Origin of the sequence: Gordonia sp. AC31 (assembly GCF_031844505.1) — a bacterium.
Lineage (GTDB): Bacteria > Actinomycetota > Actinomycetes > Mycobacteriales > Mycobacteriaceae > Gordonia > Gordonia hongkongensis.
Genome location: NZ_JAUZVK010000017.1, coordinates 35,864 through 55,546, shown reverse-complemented (window position 1 = coordinate 55,546; position 19,683 = coordinate 35,864). Strand labels below are relative to the sequence as shown.

The window sequence follows — 19,683 nt, the reverse complement described above, 5'->3', positions numbered from 1 at the left end:
CGCCCGGAAAACACCCCGTGCACTCACGGCTTCCGGATGCCGCCGTAGATTCCGCGACGGACGATCCACGGTTGCAGGATCGTGTCGACCGACCACGCCGGGAATCGGAACGGGCGCCCGTTGGGCGCGAACACCTGGAGACCGTCGGCCTGGACACCGAGCACCGAACCCCAGCGCCGCCGTGGGGGAGCGTAGCGCCGCGCACGGCCCGGCCGCCCGGTGAGGTCGGACCGGATGTTGTGTGCGAGCAGACGATCGGCACGATTCCGAGCGGAACTGCGGAGGTCGTCGGTCGCCGCGACGTCGCCGATCGCGTAGACGAGATCCGCACCGGGCACGCGCAGTTCGGCCGTCACGCGCACGAAGCCCGACGGATCGAGCACCTCTCGCGGAAGCCACTCCGTGTTCGGTCTCACCCGGCCGATGGCCCAGAGCACTGCATCGGCCTCCACCGGCGGCTGCCCCGTCGAGAACCTCACCGGCCCCGGAGTGATCTCGTCGCAGGCGAATCCGTCGGGCACGACCGCACGATGGCCGCCGTGCACGCCGACGCCGAGCCGGCGCAACCGCGCAAGGACGATGGCCCATGTCCGCGGATGATGCTGCGGCAGAGCACGTTCGCCCGGGTGATACAGGTCGATTCGCTTGCCCGGCCAGGTCTGCGCCAGGTTGGCGGCGGCACTCACCGCCGCCGCACCGCCACCGATCACCGCGATGGTCTCGGCATCAGCGAACCGCGCATGAGCCGAGCGCAACTCGGCGTCGACGTCGGCTTCCGACTGCAGTTCCGGATGTCTCCAGAACCCATTCCGCACGCCGGTGGAGATGACCAGCGCGTCGAAACGCTCGACCCTCTCGGAGCCGTTGGCGTCGACGACGGTGACGGTGCGGTCACCGAGGTCGGCACCCGTCAGTGTGCCGTGGACGGTCTGGATGCCGTCGAGTTTCCGAAAGCGCCCGAACGGAATCCGGTAATCGCGCGCCCACGCATCGGGTCGGCTGATCCGCAGCCCGAGTTCCTGGCCGCTGACCAGGCCCGGCTTCGACGAGATGCCCACGACGTCGGCATGCGGGGCGAGATGGATCGCGGTCAGTAGGCCGGAATCACCGAGACCGGCGACGACGACGCGTGGTCGGCTCACGCAGTGACCTGATCCGGCGGATGTGCGGCCGAGCGCGGGGGTCGGGGGACGAAGCGCGGCACCCGGTCGATGACGTCCTGGTATCCGGGACGTCGCTCCAGACTGCGCTTTTCCATCATGGGGATGCTGGCGCCGAGGAACATCGCCAGCATCAGGACCGCGCCCACGAACAGCCACCACCAGTCGCCGGGCGAGGCGGCGAGCCCGAACAGTGCCATCGACACCCAGAACAGGACCTCGCCGAAGTAGTTCGGGTGTCTCGACCAGGCCCACACTCCGGTGTCGAGGACGGCGCCCGGTGTTCGGTGAGCGGCGAACCGTCGCAGCTGCCCGTCGGCGACGTACTCGAGCGCCGTCGCGGCGAGTCCGACGACGGCCGCAACCGCGGTCAGCCAGGCCAGCACGCCGCCGCTGTGGGTGACCGCGACGTAGATCGGGATCATTCCGAGGAACACCTGGATCGTGGGGAAGACGTGGATCGCCATCAGGTCCACGGGCAGTTCCGCCCGGCCGGCACCGGCCTTCAGCATCGGGTAGCGCCAGTCCTCGTGGTGGAGACCCGGCCAGCCGATCGCCCAGTTCGCGGTCAGACGGATCGCCCAGGCGCCGATGACGATCGCGATGACCCAGCAGTGCACCGCGTCGATCCCGACGTCACCGGCGGCCCACCAGTAGATGAACAGCGCGGGCGGCACGACGCTCCAATAGGCGTCGTAGAAGCTCGAATTCCCGTAGAACCGGCTGAACGCGAAGATCACGAGGGTGGCGAGCAGATCGGCGATCAAGGTGTCGAGCCAGAGGTAGGCGGTGGCCGGACCCCAGACTAGCCAGGCGGCGGCGACCGCGAAGGCCAGCACGTAGGCGATCGTCACGCGGACGAACGAACCGCTTCGGCTGATGGTGCTGTCGGTGCTCACGGGCGTCTCCATCACAGCTGTTCTTCGATGGATCCGGCGAGTTTCTCCGGCTTGGTCGTCGGCGAGTATCGCGCGACGACGGACCCGTCTCGTCCGATGAGGAACTTGGTGAAGTTCCATTTGATCCGGCCGCCGAGCACGCCGGATTTCTGGTCCCGCAACCACGCGAACAGCGGGTGGGCGTCGGGTCCGTTCACATCGACCTTCGCGAACATCGGGAAGGTCACGTCGTAGGTCAGCGAGCAGAAGTTCTTGATCTCCTCCTCATCGCCCGGCTCCTGGTGCCCGAACTGATCGCACGGGAAGCCGAGCACTCGCAGACCCTTATCGGCGTAATCCCGGTGCAGTGCCTCCAGACCGCGGTACTGCGGGGTGAACCCGCACTGCGAGGCGGTGTTCACGATGAGCAGGGGAGAGCCCTGGAACTGCGAGAGTTCAACGGGATCGCCGTCGATGCCGGTGGCGGTGAAGTCGTACACAGAGGTCATGCCGCTACGCTACGTGCCGATCAAGCACTTGCTTGGGAAAATCGTCGAAGCGTCGCGGGGTCACTCACCGAATCGCTCGGTCCGGATGCGGGTGCGGTCGTGTCCGGCCTCGACCATCCACTGTGCGCAGTTCTCGACGAACCGGTTCGGACCGCAGATGAACACGGTCGGCGAAGTGGCCGGATCCATGGTCAGCGCGGCGAGTTCGTCGGCGGTGACACGTCCCGCGGGCCGCGTCGCGTCGTCGGGTGCCACCCGGGTGTGGATCAGGTGAACATCCATGCGGCGGTGCGCGATCAACTGCCGGATCTCATCGCGGTAGTAGACGCGTTCGGGACTGCGGACCGAGTACACGAGGGAGAAGGGGGTCTGCGGCGCCTCGACCTCGCGGCTGCGGATCATCGACATGAGTGGCGCGATCCCGGAGCCACCGCCGATCAATTGGACGGGACGGTCGTCGCCGGACGGCCAGGTGAACCAGTATCCGTGCGGATCGCTGATCTCCAACGGGTCGCCGACCTCCACCATGTCGACGAGGTAGGGCGACACCTCACCGTCTTCGAGTCGTTCGACGGTCACCTCGATCGACCGGGTCTCGCGGACGTCGGACAACGAGTAGGCGCGTGCGGTGGAGTAGCCGTCCTCGGCGGTCAACCGGATGTCGACGTGCTGGCCGGGCAATGCGTGGACGGCCTCGGGGAGAGCGAGGCGCAGCGCTCGCGCGGTGGGGGTGAGGTCGACGACCGCGGTGACCGTCGTGAGATGCCAGGTCGTCACGAGTAGCGCTGTTCGCGCCAGGGGTCGCCGTACATGTGGTACCCGCGTTCCTCCCAGAATCCAGGCGCGTCTTCGGCCATGAAACGAAGTCGCCGAACCCATTTGGCGCTCTTCCAGAAGTACAGGTGTGGCACGAGGAGGCGAGCCGGGCCGCCGTGCTCGGCGGACAGGGGTTCGCCGTCGTAGGTGTCGGCGATCCAGCCGCGGCCGTCGACGAGATCGGCGAGCGGCACGTTGGTGGTGTATCCGCCGTGGCAGTGCGCCATCACGAACGGGGCCGGTTCCCACGGCAGCGCCTGCAGCAAGGTGTCGAACGAGACCCCGCGCCACCGGGTGTCGAATTTCGACCACCGTGTGACGCAGTGGATGTCGGTGGTGATGTCGTCGTGCGGCAGTTCCTGGAACTGGTCCCATGTGAACGTGGCGGCCCGGTGGTCCGCGGATTGCACGGCCAGCATCCAGTCATTCGGAACGATCGCGGGTGTCGGCTCCGCGGACAGGACCGGGAAATCGAGTGTCGTGTACTGGCCGGGAGGGAGACGCCGCGCGTCGCGGTCGCGGCGCCCCACGAACCCTCGGTTGACGATCGCCATGGTCGCGGAGTCTACGCGGCTCCTATGTATTCGGCCCGCTCGCTTCGCTCCCGGCGCCGGCGGTTTGTTCGGCCCGCCCGCTTCGCTCCCGGCGCCGCCTAGTCGGCGCGGCATTTTGGTGCGGTCAGGCGAAATCGAACAGCATCGGTACCACGACGACGACCGCGGCCGCCCAGAGTGCGAACACCGGCAGGTAGTCGGTCTGCCACCGCTCTGTCGCATCGAACCCGCGGCGGCGGCGGACGAAACCGAAGAGCAGGTACGCCGCCCACGACAAGTTCACCAGCAGGACGAGATTGAGACCGAGCGCCACCGTCTTGTTGGCCGTGAACCCGAACTCCGCGATCCGCGACGCCATGATCGTCAGCATCACCGCGTCGACCGCGAGTGCGGTCACGACCAGAATCAGCTGCAAGCGGTCGAAGAGTTCCGGGCGCAGATGCGGATCGCGCGCCGAGATCGCGTACAGCAGCAAGCCGAGCACGACGACGAGGATCAGGTCCACGAGGATCAACAGTTCACGGTCGACGTCCACGACGTCGCCACTGGTCACCATCGCGATCAGCAGCACGACGAGCATCACCGCGGTGACGGGCGTGAAGACCTTCGTCAACACCGGTGCGATGTTCTCGACCACGCTCTGCTTCGCCTCCACCAGCCATGCCGCCAGCAGCACGATGCCGGGCGCGGCGATGGGCGCCAGCCACTGGGAGATCACGGTGTCGACGTCGATGTCGAGCGCACCGAATGCCCCCGCGGTCAGGCCGGTGAGGACTCCCGCACCGAGGCCGAGAAGCGTTGCATACACGACCCATTCGCCGGTGAACCGGATGAAGTCCATCCGACGCGGTCCGGACGTCCAGCGGCCGCCGACGTAGGTCACCCCCATGAGGAACCACAGGACGATCGGCGCGTGGATCGCGACGATGGCCTGGGTGGTGCCGTCGTCGACGAACGGGTAGACGTTGACGACGATTCCGGTCACGACGAATGCACCGATCACCGTGAGCGCGGTTCGCGTCGAGACGCGGCGCTTCCAACCGAAATACAGTGCCATGAAAGGAAGTACGAGCAACGCGGCATTGCGGACGAGTACCCATTCCGGCATGACCTCGACGGCGACGCGGACGGTCGTGGCGGCCGCGACGACGAGGCCGATCACGACTCCGAGTTCATGACGTCGTCGGCCCAGATCGCCGGATGGTTCCGCGGTCAGCACCAGCTGCTTCCACAACCGGTCGGAGTGCTCGCGGGCGAACTCACGCGACAGCGCATCGACGCGGCCCATGCGCTTGACGGCGACCAGGAACGCTTCGTCGTCGTCGAGGCCACCGGCGGCGAGGTCGGCGATCTGCCCGCGGAGGTGGTCTTCCATCTCGTCGGCGTCGGTGGTGGCGATGGCTTGGTGTCGGAGAACGTATCCGCGCCATCGGTCGATCTGGCTCTCGAGCTCGGTCTCCGCGGTCATGCCAGGCCCTCCGCGGTCGGCGGCAGGGCGACCGTCCGCCACACCTGGTCGAGCGCGTCGGCCACGACCTCCCACTGCGACCTCCGCTCGGCGAGCGCGGCCAACCCCGATGCCGTGATCGAGTAGTGCTTGCGACGCCGCCCGGTCTCGGCCTTGCCCCAGCTCGCCTCGACGTGGCCGGCGCGCTCCAAACGGTGCAGGAGGGGATAGAGCATGCCGTCGGTCCACTCCATCCGACCACCGGACATCACTCTGACCCGCTTGAGGATGGCGTACCCGTAGGACTCGCCCTCGGCGAGAATTCCCAGCACCAGCGGGGTCGCGGACGCGGCCACCAGGTCCTTCTCGATATACATAGCACTCCTATACCTAGAACTGCTATGAGCATAGCAGTTCTAGGTATAGGAGTCCTCGGACCGACGTGGGCCGACTACTTCTTCGACAGAGACGACTCCTTGTGGGCTGCCTTCGAGCCCGTCTTCGACGACTTGACGATCCAGTACGGCTCGTCCTCGCTGGCCTTGAACTTCTGCCCCTCGAAGGTGAATTCCTTGGTGTGCTTCTCTTCCGCAGTGCCCTCGGTCTCGCCCTGAGAGGTGTTCCAGCGGACGGTGTCGTTCTTCTTGATCGCCATGGCGGCAGTGTGCCCCGCCGACATCGACGGTCAAACCTTCTCCGCTGCAACAGTCGCTGTGGAACGATCATCACGTCGTGTCGAGCCGGAGGTACGCATGAGCGTCGAACGTTCCGAGAACCCGCAGAGAACCGAGCCCGCCATCGACGTCCGGGGTCTGCGTAAGTCGTTCGGTAGGTTCGAGGCGCTTCGCGGACTCGACCTCGAGGTCGCGCGAGGGGAGGTCCACGGCTTCCTCGGGCCCAATGGCGCGGGCAAGTCGACGACGATCCGGGTCCTGCTGGGTCTGTTGCGCGCGGACGGGGGAGAGGTCCGACTCCTCGGCGGCGACCCCTGGCGTGACGTCGTCGAGCTGCACCGCCGGCTGGCGTACGTACCCGGCGACGTCGCGTTGTGGCCGACGATGACCGGCGGGGAGATGATCGATCTGCTCGGCTCGATGCGCGGCGGACTCGACGAGGGGCGCCGGGCCGACCTGGTTTCCAGGTTCGAGCTCGACACCTCCAAACGTGGACGGCAGTACTCCAAGGGAAACCGGCAGAAGGTCGCGATCGTGGCGGCGCTGGCATCCGATGTCGAGCTGCTCATCCTCGACGAGCCGACGTCGGGCCTGGACCCGTTGATGGAGAACGTCTTCCAGGAGGTCGTGGGGGAGGCCACCGCCCGCGGTACCACCGTGCTGCTGTCGAGTCACATCCTCGCCGAGGCGGAGACCCTGGCGGACCGGCTCAGCATCATCCGCGACGGGGCCGTCGTGGCGACCGGCTCCTTGGCAGAGCTGCGGGGTCACACCCGCACTTCCGTTCGTGCCGAGCTGGATTCGGCGCCGAGCCCGGACCTCGTGGCGCAACTGCACAACGCCGAGGTGCACGATATCGATTCGCACGACCACGACTCCGGCGGGCTCCGACTGAGTGCGACCGTGGACTCGGATCAGATCGGTCCGGTGATGTCAGCGCTGACCGCCTGCGGCCTGCGATCGCTGACGGTCGAACCGCCTTCACTGGAAAGCCTGTTCCTGTCGCTGTATGAGAAGAACGACGTGTCCGCCGGAGAACGGTGAGGCGATGACTGCATCGACGATCGGTACGCCGCCGCTGTTACGGGCCTCCCTGCACCATGAAGGTCGCAGCTTCGCGCCGTGGATCGTCTTGCCCACCGCACTGGCCGTGTCGTCGGTCATCGCCTACCCGTTACTGTTTCCCGACGCCGCAGAACGCGCCGCATTCGCCACGACGATCGGCTCGAATCCCGCACTCGGGCTGATCTTCGGACCCGCTTACGACCTGGCCACGGTCGACGGATTCGTCGCGTGGCGCAGCCTCGCACTCGGCGGGTTCATCGCCGCGCTCGGCGCGATCTTGATCGTGGTGAAAGCCGCACGGGGACAGGAGGACTCCGGCCAGGCCGAACTTCTCGCCGCGGGGGTGCTCGGACGTGCCGCCCGACTGTCGACCGCGTTGATCATGGCCGGCGTGTGCTCGATCGCCATCGGCATCCTGGCGGGTCTCGCGACGTCGCTGTGCGGTGGGGCGTGGGGGTCGTCGTTCCTGCTCGGCGCCGGATTCACGGTCACCGGTTGGATGTTCGGCGCGATCGCGGCGGTCAGCGCCCAGGTGGGTTCCGACGCCAGGGCCGCCACCACGATCGCCGTGTCGCTGCTCGGCGTCCTGTTCGTGCTGCGCGGGTTTCTGTTCTCGGTGGACGCACCGACGTGGACCACATGGGTCAATCCGCTGGGATGGATTCAGGAGACCAGACCCGCGACCGGCGATCACTGGTGGCCGTTGCTGATCGGCGTCGCGTTCGCGGTCGTCGTCGGCGCAGCGGCTTTCGCATTGCAGCGTGCACGGGATTTCGGTCAGGGACTCATACCGGCCCGGCCGGGCCCGGCACGGGGCCGCATCGGCTCGCCACTGGCGCTGGCGATCCGCCTCAACCGGGCGCCGATCGTCGCGTGGACGGTCGCGTTCGTCGGACTCGGCGTCATCTTCGGCTACTTCACCCGGTCGGTCCGCGGCCTGCTGACCGCGAATCCCGCCATGGCCCAGATCTTCGCCTCCGGCGCGGCGTCGCCCGCGGACCTGGTATCGGCCTTCGTCACAACGATTCTCGGCCTGGTCGGGATCATCGCATCCGTGGCCGGGGTCCAGATCGTCAATCGCATCCGGACCGAGGAGCTCGACGACCGCGCGGAAGCGGTGCTCGCGACCGGCGTCAGCCGTCCGAGGTACTTCGGCGCCGTCACCGGTGTCGCCCTCGTTGTCCCCGCCGCGCTCGTGACCATTGCCGGGCTGGTCGTCGGCGTCTTCGCCGCCACGGCCGATCTCGGCCTCGGCTTCGGCGACGTGTTCCTCCAGTCCATCGCCACGATCCCCGCCGTGTGGGCGGTCGTCGGCATCGCCGTCGCCGTCATCGGCGCCCGACCCCGCGTGCGGCCCGCGATCTGGCTGGGCGTCCTGGCGTCTTTCGTGCTCACGATCCTGGGCCCGAGCTTTAAACTCCCGGACTGGGCGCTGGGCTTCAGCCCGTTTCATCACGTACCGGATGTGTCTGCTGCCCAGCCGGATTGGTGGGGACTGGTCTGGGTGGGGGTCGTCGTGGTGCTGCTCGTCGCGCTGGGGTTCGCCGGCTTCCGCCGGCGGGACATCCCGTGAAGACGCCGCACCTTACTCATGTGCGAGCCCGACAGCTGCTCCCTGAAGTGCGAGCCCAATAACTGGTCCCTGAGGTGCGAGCGAAGCGAGCCACGAAGGGCTCCGCAACCTGTCTCACCAGGCCCTTCGTGGCTCGTCGCTGGCGCTCCTCGCACCTCAGGGAGCAATGGTCATGTCGTTCCTTCGGATGAGGGAGCAGAGGGTGGCTCGCACCGCAAGGACCGTACGCATCAGCCCAGCGCCGCCGCGAGGCGACGCCACTGCTCGCGCGGGAAGCCCCGGTGGTCGGCTTGGAGCACCTGGACGCACACGTGGTCGGCGCCGGCGGACCGATGCTCGTCGATCCGCTTGAGGATCGCCGCGTCGTCGCCCCAGACGATCAGAGCGTCGAACAGGCGGTCGCTCACCGAGCTCAGGTCGTCCTCGGAGAACCCGAGGCGTCGAAGGTTGTTCGCGTAGTTAGGCATCGCGAGGTAGCCCTTCAGCCACTTGGTGCCGACGGCGCGCGCCTCGTCGCGGTCGGTGGCGAAGATCGCCGTCTGTTCCGGTGCGAGCAGCGGACCGTCGCCGAGGGTCTCCCGGGCGACTTTGGTGTGGTCCGGGGTCACCAGGTAGGGGTGGGCACCGGCGGTCCGGTCGGCCGAGAGTTGCAACATCTTCGGCCCGAGGGCGGCCAGTACTCGTGCATCGGCCGGCACCGGCTGCGGTGCGTCGTCCAGACCGTCGAGGAACGCCTTGGTGGTCGCGAGCGGCTTCTGGTAGCGACCGGCTTCCTGGGCGTCGATCAACGGCGCGTGGCTGATCCCGAGGCCCAGGAGGAAGCGAGGACCGAACTGCTCGGTGAGGCGCACATGCGCGGCCGCGACATCGTGCGGCTCGTGCATCCACATGTTGAGGATGCCGGTGGCGACGACGGCCTTCCGCGTCGCGCCGAGCAGGTTCTCGACCGAGTCGAGCACCGGACCCCCCACATCGGGGATCCAGAGGGCCGTGAATCCCAGGTCGTCGAGCTCGGCAGCCGCTTCGGCGGCCTCCCCGGTGTCTCCGTACCGTAGCGGTGAACTCCAGATTCCTACGCCGTCGAGTTTCATGCCGTCGACACTACCGATCGAGCGATCGGGCCGCGCCGAAGCGTCCGACCCGAGTCAGCTCTGTGTCGGTCGTCCCGCCGTCGCCTCCAGTCGTGCGTCCATGGCGGCCGTCATCCGCTTGAACACGTTGATCGCGACGACGCCCGCGACGATGAGGACGACGCCGGCAACTGTCCCGAGGGAGTCGGTGACCAGTCCGGAGATGCCGATCGCGAGAACGTAGATCGGCACCCAACCGAACAGATGCATGATGCTCTCGGGCTTCTCGTCGGTGGCCCAACCCTCACGAACCGCAGCCCGGTAGGTCGCGTAGTCGGGATAGAACTCGGTGAAGGCGATCGCGAAGATCGTGCCGCCGATCTGGATGATCCATCCGGTCCAGAAGTTGTTCGGGTCGTCGAGCACCAGATCGCCGAATGCGCCCGAGATCGCGGCGACGCCGAAGCCGCCGACCCACGCCCAGGTGATGACGTAGTTGATGTGGATGAACAGCGGGCTGTCCCAGAACTCCTTCTCGGTGCTCTCCCGCGCGTACTGCAGCGTGAAGGGCTGACGGATCACGATCGAGCCGAACGCGAACGCGACGAGGGCGATGTTCGTCATCTCCCCGCCCCACCGCTCCAGCCAGTTGATGACGCCGTCGGAGGCGAACAACGCGATGAGCGCCATCGAACCGAAGTACGTGACGTCGAAGACCTCGAGCAGTTTGACGCTCGAACCCCGTTTGTGGCCGCCGATCACCAGCAACAGCGACAGCGCGAATGCCGTCGCCGCGGCTTCCTCGAACCTACCGGGTCCGGCGAGCAGCGCCATCAGGATCCACGGGGACATACCCGCGAACGGCGAGTTGAGGAACAGGGTCAGTGCCCGACGAGCGCCCGACGTCGGCGGCGGATCAGTCCGCGTCGAATCGCCCACCGGAGGATCGGGTTCGTTGCTCATTGCTGAATTGTGGGACGCGACGCGGTATTCCGCAGCATTTCCGGTTCGATGCGGCCCGAGCGGCGAGCCCGGGCCGCATCGAGGTCGGCGGTTCGTCACACCATTCACGCATTGGGCGCGAGGACGACCGCCGCGTTGTGTCCGCCCATTCCGAGGGAGGTCTTGAGGGTCAACCCGCTGACCAGATCGGTTCGTCCGTCGAGCAATTGCGGGATGATCGCGTCGGCGGTGCGCGGGGTCGCCGGTACCTCACCCCGCTCGTATCCGAGCAGCGAAGCAGCGAGTTCGACGGCCCCGGCAGCGCCTTGACAGTGCCCGGCCAGCGGCTTCACCGAGAACACCTCGGCGTTGGGCAGCATGGTCTCGGCGATGGTGGCCTCGGCGTGATCGCACTGGCGGGTCCCCGGGCCGTGCGCGTTGAGGTAGCGGATGCTCGCGCCGTCGACACCGGACATCGACAGCGCCTGCTCCACGCACGACCGCACGTTGGTCAGCTCCGGGTCGATGGATGTGACGTGGAAAGCGTCATGGGACATCGCGCCGCCCAGCACGTCGGCGTATCCGTCACCGGACCGGTTCGTCATCGTGAACGCGATGGCGGCCTCACCGAAGGTGAATCCGCGGCTGCCCTCCTGGAACGGGCGGCAGGCGCTGAGCGCATCGGTGTCGGTGATCGCCACGCCGAGTTGCACGAACATCGCGACCACCTCGGGCTTGGCCGACAAATCGGTGGCCACCACGACGACGTCGTCGACGAGATCGGAGTCCAGCCACGACTTCGCGGTGACGATCGCTGCCGAGCCCGAGGTGCACATCGCCGACACGTTGATCGCGGGTCCGCGAAATCCGTACTCCTGCATGAGCAGGGAGACCGGCGTCGACGGGGTCACCGAGAGGTACTGCCGTCCGGTGTACCGGCCGACGCCCGAGGTCACCATCGGATACATGTCGAGATCGCCGAGCACGCAGGCGTGTACGAGTCCCACCCGCACACCCGGCTTCCAGCCCCGAGCCATGGCGTCCTCGATGGCCTCTCGTGCGGCAGCACGCATCGCGCGTGAGAAGCGCGTGCGTCCGTCGAACGGGTCGCCGCCGTCGGGTACCCGCACGATCCACCCGGGCTCATCCCGACCGGATTCGCCGACGCCCTCGCGCGTCTCGGAAGGCTGCCCGCCGACGAAGCCGAAACCGTGGTGCAACGCGGCTGCCGACTTCCCGGACGTGAGACCGTTCCACAGTGCATCGCGGCCCCATCCGTAGCCACTCACGGCTCCCAGGCCTGAAATGGTCGAGCGCTGAATCGTCATGATCGTGAACTTTCTGTGCGATATGCGATGGAGTGAGATCCATCGCGGCAGCCCTCGTGGGCGACCCGCCCTCAGGATCCCGCGCAAACCCGACATTTGACCAGTTCACGCAGGTATTCGACGCTCGAATACCCAGTTGGCGCACACTTGCATCACGCAGCGCCCATATTTCGAAGCCGCGTGGGGGAGGATGGGCATCGGGGGGATGACGATCGGAGGGGGCGGCGCGGTGGGACGACCGAGGGCTGACGGCGATGACCGGCCCGGACTCGTCGCGCCGGATGCCGAACCCATGGCCCGTCCCAGTGACGCCGCCGTCGCCGAGCGGTATCGCCTACTCCTCGAGTTGAGCCCGGACGCCATCGCGGTCCATCAAGACGGCCTGATCGTCTACGTGAACTCGGCAGCGCTGGCGTTCGCTCGCGTCGACGAACGCGACGCCATGCTCGGACGGTCCATCGCCGACTTCGTCCATCCCGACGAACTGCCACATATGCTCGATCGGATCATCGGCATGGGGGAGGAGGCCGGCGCGTCGACCGTGCCCGAAGAAGTGGTGATGGTCGACGCGCACGGGGTCACCCGCCCCATGGAGGTGACGTCGGTGCGCACCGTCTGGCAGGACAAGCCTGCGTATCAGGTGATCTTGCGGGACATCACAGCTCAGAAAGCGATCGAATCGGCCCTGCGACGACAGGCGGCGCTCCTCGATCACGTCAGCAACGCGGTGATCGCCGTCGACGACCACATGACGGTCACTTCCTGGAACCCGGCCGCTGAGCAGATGTACGGCCTGCGGGCGTCCGAGGCGATCGGACAAAATATCGACGACGTCGTCGGAGCGCACGTGGACCCGCACGCGGCGGTGTCGTTGGGCGGCACCGTCGATCAGTTGCACCGCCGTTCCGACACCGGGCGATCGTTTCTCGCCCACACCTCGGTGACGACGATGGATGACGGTTTCCTCATCGTCGCCGAACCCACCCGTCGTCCCCTCATCGAGCGGCTGGGGACGATCCTCGCCGCGCTGCACCAGGCGGTCATCGTCGTTCGCGAGGACGGCGACATCGAACTCGCCAACCCGGCCGCGGGGACAATGCTCGGTTCCGAGGCGGTCCCGGGTGCCCGGGTCCACGAACTGCCGCTGGACTTCGACGGCGACGAATCACCGATCGCACGTTGCCTGCGCACCCGTGAGGCGGTCACCGACGCGACCGCGACGATCACCACGCCCGCCGGCGAGCGTTGGCTCTCGTGCAGTTGCCGGCCGATCGACGACGACGGCGCCGAGGTGGTCGTCCTGGTGTCGTTCGCCGACATCACCGACCGTTACCGCGAACGCACCCAGCTGGCGTGGGAAGCCGTACACGATCCGCTGACCGGTCTGTACAACCGCTCGGGGATCATCCGCGAACTCGAGTCGCACATGGCCGGACTCGACGACGGAAACAACGCCTTCTGCGTCGCGATCTTCTACATCGATCTCGACAATTTCAAGCTGGTCAACGATTCGCTCGGCCATGCCGTGGGTGACGAGGTGCTGCACACCGTCGCACAGCGATTGGCGGCGGCAACGCCCGACGAGGCCTCGGTCGGCCGGATTGGTGGGGACGAATTCGTTCTCGTCGCCACCCTGGGGATCGCCTGTTCGGCCGACGAGATCGAGCAGCAGATCGACAAGATCCGGGGGACGGTGTACGAGCCGATCGCGGTGAGCACCCGCACCGAACCGCTCAAGGTGGAGGCGAGCATCGGCGTGGCGACGGTCAAGGCCGGTGACGACTACACCGCCACCGACCTGCTGCGCGATGCCGACATCGCGCTGTATCAAGCACGCAAGGCTTCTCGTGCGCGCTACGTCCGCTTCCAGACGCAGCATCGGGAGGAACTGCAGCGCCGGCAGCGCATCGAAGAGGAACTGCGGCGCGTTCTCGACACCGACACCGATCAACTCGAGATCCACTATCAGCCGATCGTGTCGACCGTCGACGGCGCCCTGGTGGGCCTGGAAAGCCTTCTACGCTGGCGTCACCCGGAACTGGGGTCGATCTCGCCCACCGAGTTCATCCCGCTCGCAGAAGGATCCAATCTCATCGACCGGGTGGGCAACTATGTGCTGGAGACAGCGGCCGCCGAGGTGGCCGCTGTCGCCGAACTCCGTCGGGTGATGCTGTGCGTCAACGTCTCCCGACGGGAGCTCACCAATGGCCAGTTCCCCGACCGGCTCCGGGACACGATCACCCGCTCGGGCATGGACCCCGCCGCGTTCTGCCTGGAGATCACCGAGAGTGCACTGGACCCGCTCGACGGAGACCTGCTCACCCTGTTGCGCAACGTGCGCGAACTCGGAACACACGTGTCGCTCGACGATTTCGGGACCGGTGCGTCGTCGTTGAGCGAGTTCTACCGCCTGCCGGTCAGTGTCCTGAAGACCGCGAAGTCCTTCGTCGACGCTCTCGACGAGCACCCGAGCGCCACATCGATCCTCGCCGGCATCGTCACCATGGCGCACGCGGCCGGGATGCGGGTGGTCGCCGAGGGAGTGGAGACGGAGTCGCAGGCCGCCACGGTCGCCGAGGTCGGTTGCGACCTCGCGCAGGGCTATCACTTCGGGCGTCCCGCCCCGCTGGCCGACGTGATCGGGTCCGGAGTCCGGATCCGGGCGAATCCCGGTGTCTGGGAGACCGGCTGACCTGTCCGCGCCAGACCAACACTGTCACCGAGGCGTCCCACGCCATACCGTGGGGCGTATCTGCGCTATGCATGCGACTGTGTCCGTTACCGTCAGACTCGGCGATGCACGCGAGTAGATTGATCGCCACGTCGATTACCCGGCGTCCATGCAACCGGACAGCGAGGTCACGGACATGACACACATTCTGCGGTGGACTCCTGCAACGCTCTGGACGGCGTCATGACCGACGCGGAGCGGCAAGTCGCCGAGCAACACACGGCGAAGGTCATCGGTGTCACGGTCGCCGCGGCGGTCGGTGGCTTCCTGTTCGGTTTCGACAGCTCGGTCGTCAACGGCGCCGTCGACTCGATCGAAGCGGACTTCGCCCTCGGCAAGCTGATGACCGGCTTCGCCGTCGCGATCGCGTTGCTCGGCTGTGCGCTCGGCGCATGGTTCGCGGGCCGATTGGCCGACGTGTGGGGCCGCAAGCGCGTGATGCTGCTCGGCTCCGCGCTTTTCATCATCAACTCGATCGGCACCGGTTTCACACAGACCATCCCGGACCTGCTCTTGTGGCGTGTGCTCGGCGGTATCGGCATCGGTATCGCATCGGTGATCGCTCCCGCATACATCGCCGAGATCGCTCCGGCCCGCTTCCGCGGCGCCCTGGGGTCTCTGCAGCAGTTGGCGATCACGATGGGCATCTTCGCGGCACTCCTCTCCGACGCCCTGCTCGCCGACAGCGCCGGCAGCGCGTCGAACGACTTCTGGTGGGGCCTCGAGGCGTGGCGGTGGATGTTCCTCGTCGGTGTCGTGCCCGCCGTCGTCTACGGTGTGCTGGCGCTGCTGATCCCGGAGTCGCCGCGATACCTGGTGGGCCGCAACCGTGATGCCGAGGCGGCCCGGATCCTGCAGGAGGTGACGGGCGAGGAGAACCCCCTCGAGCGGGTCAAAGAGATCAAGCTGACGGTCAAGCGCGAGGCGAAGTCGTCGATCAGGGACATCGCCGGACCGTCATTCGGGCTGCACCCGCTCGTCTGGGTCGGCATCTGGCTGGCAGTCTTCCAGCAGTTCGTCGGTATCAACGCGATCTTCTACTACTCGACGACGCTGTGGCAGTCCGTCGGCTTCTCCGAGGCCGACTCGTTCAAGACATCGGTGATCACCGCCGTCATCAACGTCGTCATGACCTTCGTGGCGATCCTGTTCGTCGACCGCATCGGGCGGCGGAAACTGCTGCTCGGCGGTTCGGTGGGCATGTTCATCGGCCTGCTCATGGCGTGTATCGCGTTCACCCAGCAGATCGGCGAGGGCGAGAACATCACGCTGCCCGACCCGTGGGGTGTGGTCGCACTGATCGGCGCCAACCTGTTCGTGGTCGCCTTCGCCGCGACGTGGGGCCCGGTGATGTGGGTGATGCTGGGGGAGATGTTCCCCAACCGCATCCGCGGTGTCGCCCTGGGCGTCTGCACGGCCGTGAACTGGGTCGCGAACTTCACCATCTCGATGCTGTTCCCGCCGATGACCGAAGCCGTCGGACTCGGAATCATCTACGGCTTCTTCGCCTTCTGCGCCGCGGCCTCGTTCTTCTACGTCCTCCGGAAGGTCGAGGAGACCAAGGGGATGGAGCTCGAGCAGATGGATTCGGTGGCAGAGGCGCGACTGTCGCAGTTCACTGCGGTCCGTGCGGCGAAAGACAAAGCCTGAATGTTCGATCTGCGTGAGCTCTCCAGCCGCGTCGTCGCCGCCCCCATGGCCGGTGGTCCGAGCACCCCGGAACTGGTGGTGGCCGCGGCATCGGCCGGCGGTGTCGGCCAGCTCGCCGCGGGGTACCAGACTCCCGACAAGGTGCGCGCCGACATCGCGGCCGTGCGGACGGCCGGCACCGAGGTCTTCGGTGTCAACATCTTCGTTCCCGAGGCGGAGCCGGTGAACCGCGACGACCTCGCCCGCTACCGCGCCGAACTCGTCCCGTATGCGCGAAGTCTGGGCGTGACGCTTCCCGAGGTCGAGGACCTGGGCGAGGACGATGACCACTTCGACGACAAGATCCGGCTGGTGTGCGACGAGCGGATCCCGCTCGTGTCTTTCGCGTTCGGGTGTCCCGCACCCGAGGTCGTCGCCGAATTGCACCGGCACGGGTGCAGTGTCGGGGTCACGGTCACCACGGCCACGGACGCCGAGATCGCCGGTCGAGCCGGTGCTGACTGGCTGTGCGTGCAGGGTCCCGACGCCGGTGGCCATCGATCGGTCTTCGACCGCCGGACCCCTCCTCCCACAGAGCCGCTCGACGACTTGATCCGCGCGGTCGCCGACCGGGTGCCGCTGCCGATCGTGGCGGCGGGTGGGATCTCCACGTCGGCCCGGGCCGACGAGGTCCGATCCGCGGGACCCGTTGCGGTGCAGGTGGGTACGGTTTTGTTGCGGACCACCGAGGCCGGCACCAAACCCGCGCACGGGGCGGCTCTCGCCGATCCGGACCGAACCGACACCGTGGTCACCTGGGCGTTCAGCGGCCGACCGGCACGCGCCCTGCGAAACCTGTTCACCGACAGGTTCTCCGACGCCGCGGTGGCCGAGTACCCGGCCGTCAACACGTTGACCGGTGGCATCCGACGCGCCGCCAGCAACGACCCCGACGGGATCAACCTCTGGGCCGGGAGCGGATACCGCGACGCCGTCGAGGAGTCGGCCGTCGATACCATCGCCCGGCTCGGGTGATCGGGAGCGAAGGGGTCGCGCTCCTCCCACCTCAGTGCGGGTCCTGCTCGTTCAGCGTCGCCACGACGTCGACGTAGTCGCCGCGCGCCTCACCCCACCGCAGGAACTTCACCCGCTCGACGAGCAGTTCGGTGGCGGCGGGCTGTGTGCCGATGAGATGGACGACCTCATCGACGAATTCGTCGAGGGGCATGGCGAAGTCGCTGTCCCGTTGACCCGGCAGCAGGTCGGTGCGAACCGCCGGCGGCACGAGTTCGACGACGTCGACCCCGGTATCGGCGAACTGTAGGCGCAACGATTCGCTCAGCATGTGGATCGCCGCTTTCGTGGCGTTGTAGGTCGGCGTCACCCGGAGCGGGGCGAATGCCAGGCCCGAGGACACGGTCATGATCGTGGCGGACGGTCGAGACCGCAGGTGGTCGATGAACGCGCCGATCAGCCGGATCGGACCGAGGAGATTGGTGGTGACCATTGCCTCCGCGGCATCGAGGAAACCTGCCGGGGACGACCAATCCTCCGCCCGCATGATGCCGGCCATCGCGACGAGCACGTCGAGGTTCGGGTGTTCGGCGATGACCTTCCGTGCGGCGGACTCGACACTGGCCGGGTCGGCGACATCGATCGCGACGGTGTGCAACCCGGGGTGTTGCGAACGGATACGGTCGAGGAGTTCGGTGCGCCGCCCGCCGACGATGACGGTGTTGCCCGTGTCGTGCAGACGGGTCGCAAGTGCCAAGCCGATCCCGCTGGTCGCTCCGGGGATGAAGATGGTGTTTCCGGTGAGGTTCATGTCATCGAGTCTCGGATCCGGCGGGCGAGTCATCCAGAGCGCAACCATCGGGGGATCGCCGATCCCTGGCAACGCGGTACCGACGCCGTGATACTGGCCTGATGGATCGTGATGCGCTGGCCGGGTTCCTCGTGAGCCGACGCAACAGTCTGCAACCATCGGATGTCGGTCTGCCGGGCGGCGCCCGGCGACGCACGACGGGTCTTCGACGCGAAGAGGTGGCGCAGCTCGCCACGATGTCGACCGACTACTACACTCGACTCGAACAACGACGCGGCCCACAACCGAGCACCCAGATGCTGGCGGCGCTCGCTCGCGCACTCCGCCTCACGGCCGATGAGCGGGACTACCTGTTCCGGGTCGCCGGACACAGCGCGCCGGACCGGATGGCGGCCTCGGACCACATCGCGCCCGGACTCCTGCGGGTACTCGACCGACTCACCGACACCCCCGCCCTCATCCTCTCGGCACTGGGGGAGACCTTGGTGCAGAATCATTGCGCGCGAGCGCTGTTCGGTGACATCGACCATCTCGTCGGAATGGACCGCAGTGCCATCTACCGGTGGTTCGTGTACCCCGACGAGGAACGCGGCCGCTACCCGGCGGACGATCACGAGCGGCAGAGCCGTGCGCAGGTCGCCTCGCTCCGTGCCGCTTACGGCGTCATGGGCGCCGATTCCCGTGCCGGAGCAATGGTCACAGAGCTTCGACGCCGCAGCAGCGAGTTCGCCACACTCTGGGACACCCACATCGTGAGCCGACGCTTCGAGGACCACAAGATCCTGATCCATCCCGAGGTCGGCGCGATCGAGGTCGACTGTCAGGCGCTCTTCACCGAGGACGAAACCCAGGTGTTGCTCGTGCTGACGGCAGCGCCGCGAACGGACGCAGCGGGAAAGATCGAATTGCTCAACGTGCTCGGCACACAAGAACTCGGACTCGATCCGCGCTGACCGTCTGGCTCCGGGGGACTATGTCGAACCGGTGCCACGAGTGTTGATCCGCCTCCCGATCGCGGATACCTGGCGAAGCTGCGCACGCGTGAGGCGGTCGATGACGAGCTCACGCACGTTGGTCACATACCCGGGAGCGGTGGCCACCACTTTCTCCCAACCCGACTCGGTGAGAACGGCATTCGTGAATCGCCCGTTCTCGGGGCACGGATGGCGCCGAACCCATCCCCGCTTCTCGAGTCTGCCGACCACATGCGAGAGCCGGGACAGCGAACCGTAGGACAGTTCGGCGAGCTGGCTCATACGCAGGGTGCGGTCAGGGGCCTCGGACAGCGCTGCCATCACCTCGTACTCGAAGTGGGTGATCTGGGCGTCACGGAGAAGCTGGGCGTCGAGGGCGTGGGGGAGACGGGCGAGCGCGGTTGCCACCTGGATCCAGGCGTCCATTTCCTCGTCGTCGAGCCAGTTCGGCTCTGGGGCAGTGGACATCTGCGCAGTGTATACGAAGTGAACACGTCCGTGATCAGGT

Annotated in this window: 19 protein-coding genes; 6 read left to right on the top strand and 13 right to left on the bottom strand. The window is 67.1% G+C overall.

Annotated features, from left to right (window positions below):
• Positions 1-23 precede the first annotated feature (23 nt).
• From Q9R39_RS18825 to Q9R39_RS18790, 8 genes are all read right to left on the bottom strand, one after another.
• Positions 24-1,142: an FAD-dependent oxidoreductase gene (locus Q9R39_RS18825; protein ID WP_311277959.1), complete on the bottom strand. Its 1,119-nt coding sequence runs from the start codon at positions 1,140-1,142 to the stop codon at positions 24-26.
• Positions 1,139-2,071 carry a DUF1295 domain-containing protein gene (locus tag Q9R39_RS18820; RefSeq protein WP_311277958.1) on the bottom strand — a complete coding sequence of 311 codons (933 nt, stop codon included), beginning with the start codon at positions 2,069-2,071 and terminating at the stop codon, positions 1,139-1,141. Before Q9R39_RS18820 ends, Q9R39_RS18825 begins: the two co-directional genes overlap by 4 nt.
• Entirely contained in the window at positions 2,071-2,547 is a 477-nt protein-coding gene (locus tag Q9R39_RS18815) for a glutathione peroxidase (protein WP_058250513.1), read from the bottom strand. The genes Q9R39_RS18820 and Q9R39_RS18815 overlap by 1 nt, the downstream gene beginning before the upstream one ends.
• Positions 2,548-2,607: 60 nt before the next feature.
• Positions 2,608-3,324, bottom strand: coding sequence for a ferredoxin reductase (locus Q9R39_RS18810; RefSeq protein ID WP_211540239.1), 717 nt, complete (start codon positions 3,322-3,324; stop codon positions 2,608-2,610).
• Positions 3,321-3,917, bottom strand: coding sequence for a sulfite oxidase-like oxidoreductase (locus Q9R39_RS18805; protein WP_058250515.1), 597 nt, complete (start codon positions 3,915-3,917; stop codon positions 3,321-3,323). Before Q9R39_RS18805 ends, Q9R39_RS18810 begins: the two co-directional genes overlap by 4 nt.
• A gap of 124 nt (positions 3,918-4,041) precedes the next feature.
• Entirely contained in the window at positions 4,042-5,385 is a 1,344-nt protein-coding gene (locus Q9R39_RS18800; RefSeq protein WP_058250516.1) for a permease prefix domain 1-containing protein, read from the bottom strand.
• The gene (locus Q9R39_RS18795; protein ID WP_058250517.1) at positions 5,382-5,741 is read right to left on the bottom strand and encodes a PadR family transcriptional regulator; all 360 of its coding nucleotides are present in this window, start codon (positions 5,739-5,741) and stop codon (positions 5,382-5,384) included. Before Q9R39_RS18795 ends, Q9R39_RS18800 begins: the two co-directional genes overlap by 4 nt.
• Before the next feature lie 74 nt (positions 5,742-5,815).
• Complete coding sequence (locus tag Q9R39_RS18790) at positions 5,816-6,019, bottom strand: DUF2945 domain-containing protein (RefSeq protein WP_058250518.1); 204 nt, start codon at positions 6,017-6,019, stop codon at positions 5,816-5,818.
• A 97-nt stretch (positions 6,020-6,116) separates the two neighbouring features.
• Here Q9R39_RS18790 and Q9R39_RS18785 point away from each other — a divergent pair, with 97 nt between their 5' ends.
• Entirely contained in the window at positions 6,117-7,082 is a 966-nt protein-coding gene (locus tag Q9R39_RS18785) for an ABC transporter ATP-binding protein (RefSeq protein WP_058250599.1), read from the top strand.
• 4 nt (positions 7,083-7,086) lie between these two features.
• Positions 7,087-8,676, top strand: coding sequence for an ABC transporter permease (locus Q9R39_RS18780; protein WP_058250519.1), 1,590 nt, complete (start codon positions 7,087-7,089; stop codon positions 8,674-8,676).
• Positions 8,677-8,906: 230 nt separating this feature from the next.
• Here Q9R39_RS18780 and Q9R39_RS18775 read toward each other — a convergent pair whose 3' ends face one another.
• From Q9R39_RS18775 to Q9R39_RS18765, 3 genes are all read right to left on the bottom strand, one after another.
• On the bottom strand, positions 8,907-9,767 hold the full coding sequence (locus tag Q9R39_RS18775; RefSeq protein ID WP_058250520.1) for an LLM class F420-dependent oxidoreductase: 861 nt from the start codon (positions 9,765-9,767) through the stop codon (positions 8,907-8,909).
• A gap of 54 nt (positions 9,768-9,821) precedes the next feature.
• Positions 9,822-10,709: a hypothetical protein gene (locus Q9R39_RS18770; RefSeq protein WP_231742282.1), complete on the bottom strand. Its 888-nt coding sequence runs from the start codon at positions 10,707-10,709 to the stop codon at positions 9,822-9,824.
• 104 nt (positions 10,710-10,813) lie between these two features.
• Positions 10,814-12,016, bottom strand: a complete 1,203-nt coding sequence (locus Q9R39_RS18765) for a beta-ketoacyl synthase N-terminal-like domain-containing protein (RefSeq protein WP_058250522.1) — start codon at positions 12,014-12,016, stop codon at positions 10,814-10,816.
• A gap of 292 nt (positions 12,017-12,308) precedes the next feature.
• Between Q9R39_RS18765 and Q9R39_RS18760 the strand changes: the two genes are divergently transcribed.
• From Q9R39_RS18760 to Q9R39_RS18750, 3 genes are all read left to right on the top strand, one after another.
• A complete protein-coding gene (locus Q9R39_RS18760) occupies positions 12,309-14,708 on the top strand; it encodes an EAL domain-containing protein (protein WP_231742292.1) in 2,400 nt (799 codons plus the stop codon).
• A 222-nt stretch (positions 14,709-14,930) separates the two neighbouring features.
• Complete coding sequence (locus Q9R39_RS18755) at positions 14,931-16,397, top strand: sugar porter family MFS transporter (RefSeq protein WP_058250601.1); 1,467 nt, start codon at positions 14,931-14,933, stop codon at positions 16,395-16,397.
• The gene (locus Q9R39_RS18750) at positions 16,398-17,411 is read left to right on the top strand and encodes a nitronate monooxygenase family protein (RefSeq protein WP_058250523.1); all 1,014 of its coding nucleotides are present in this window, start codon (positions 16,398-16,400) and stop codon (positions 17,409-17,411) included. It abuts the gene before it with no gap.
• A gap of 31 nt (positions 17,412-17,442) precedes the next feature.
• Here the strand turns inward: Q9R39_RS18750 and Q9R39_RS18745 are convergent, their stop codons facing one another.
• Positions 17,443-18,201 carry an SDR family oxidoreductase gene (locus Q9R39_RS18745; RefSeq protein WP_058250524.1) on the bottom strand — a complete coding sequence of 253 codons (759 nt, stop codon included), beginning with the start codon at positions 18,199-18,201 and terminating at the stop codon, positions 17,443-17,445.
• Between the two features lie 101 nt (positions 18,202-18,302).
• Between Q9R39_RS18745 and Q9R39_RS18740 the strand changes: the two genes are divergently transcribed.
• Positions 18,303-19,154: a helix-turn-helix transcriptional regulator gene (locus Q9R39_RS18740; protein WP_068972500.1), complete on the top strand. Its 852-nt coding sequence runs from the start codon at positions 18,303-18,305 to the stop codon at positions 19,152-19,154.
• Positions 19,155-19,172: 18 nt separating this feature from the next.
• Here the strand turns inward: Q9R39_RS18740 and Q9R39_RS18735 are convergent, their stop codons facing one another.
• The gene (locus Q9R39_RS18735; RefSeq protein ID WP_068972501.1) at positions 19,173-19,643 is read right to left on the bottom strand and encodes a MarR family winged helix-turn-helix transcriptional regulator; all 471 of its coding nucleotides are present in this window, start codon (positions 19,641-19,643) and stop codon (positions 19,173-19,175) included.
• Positions 19,644-19,683: the final 40 nt, after the last annotated feature.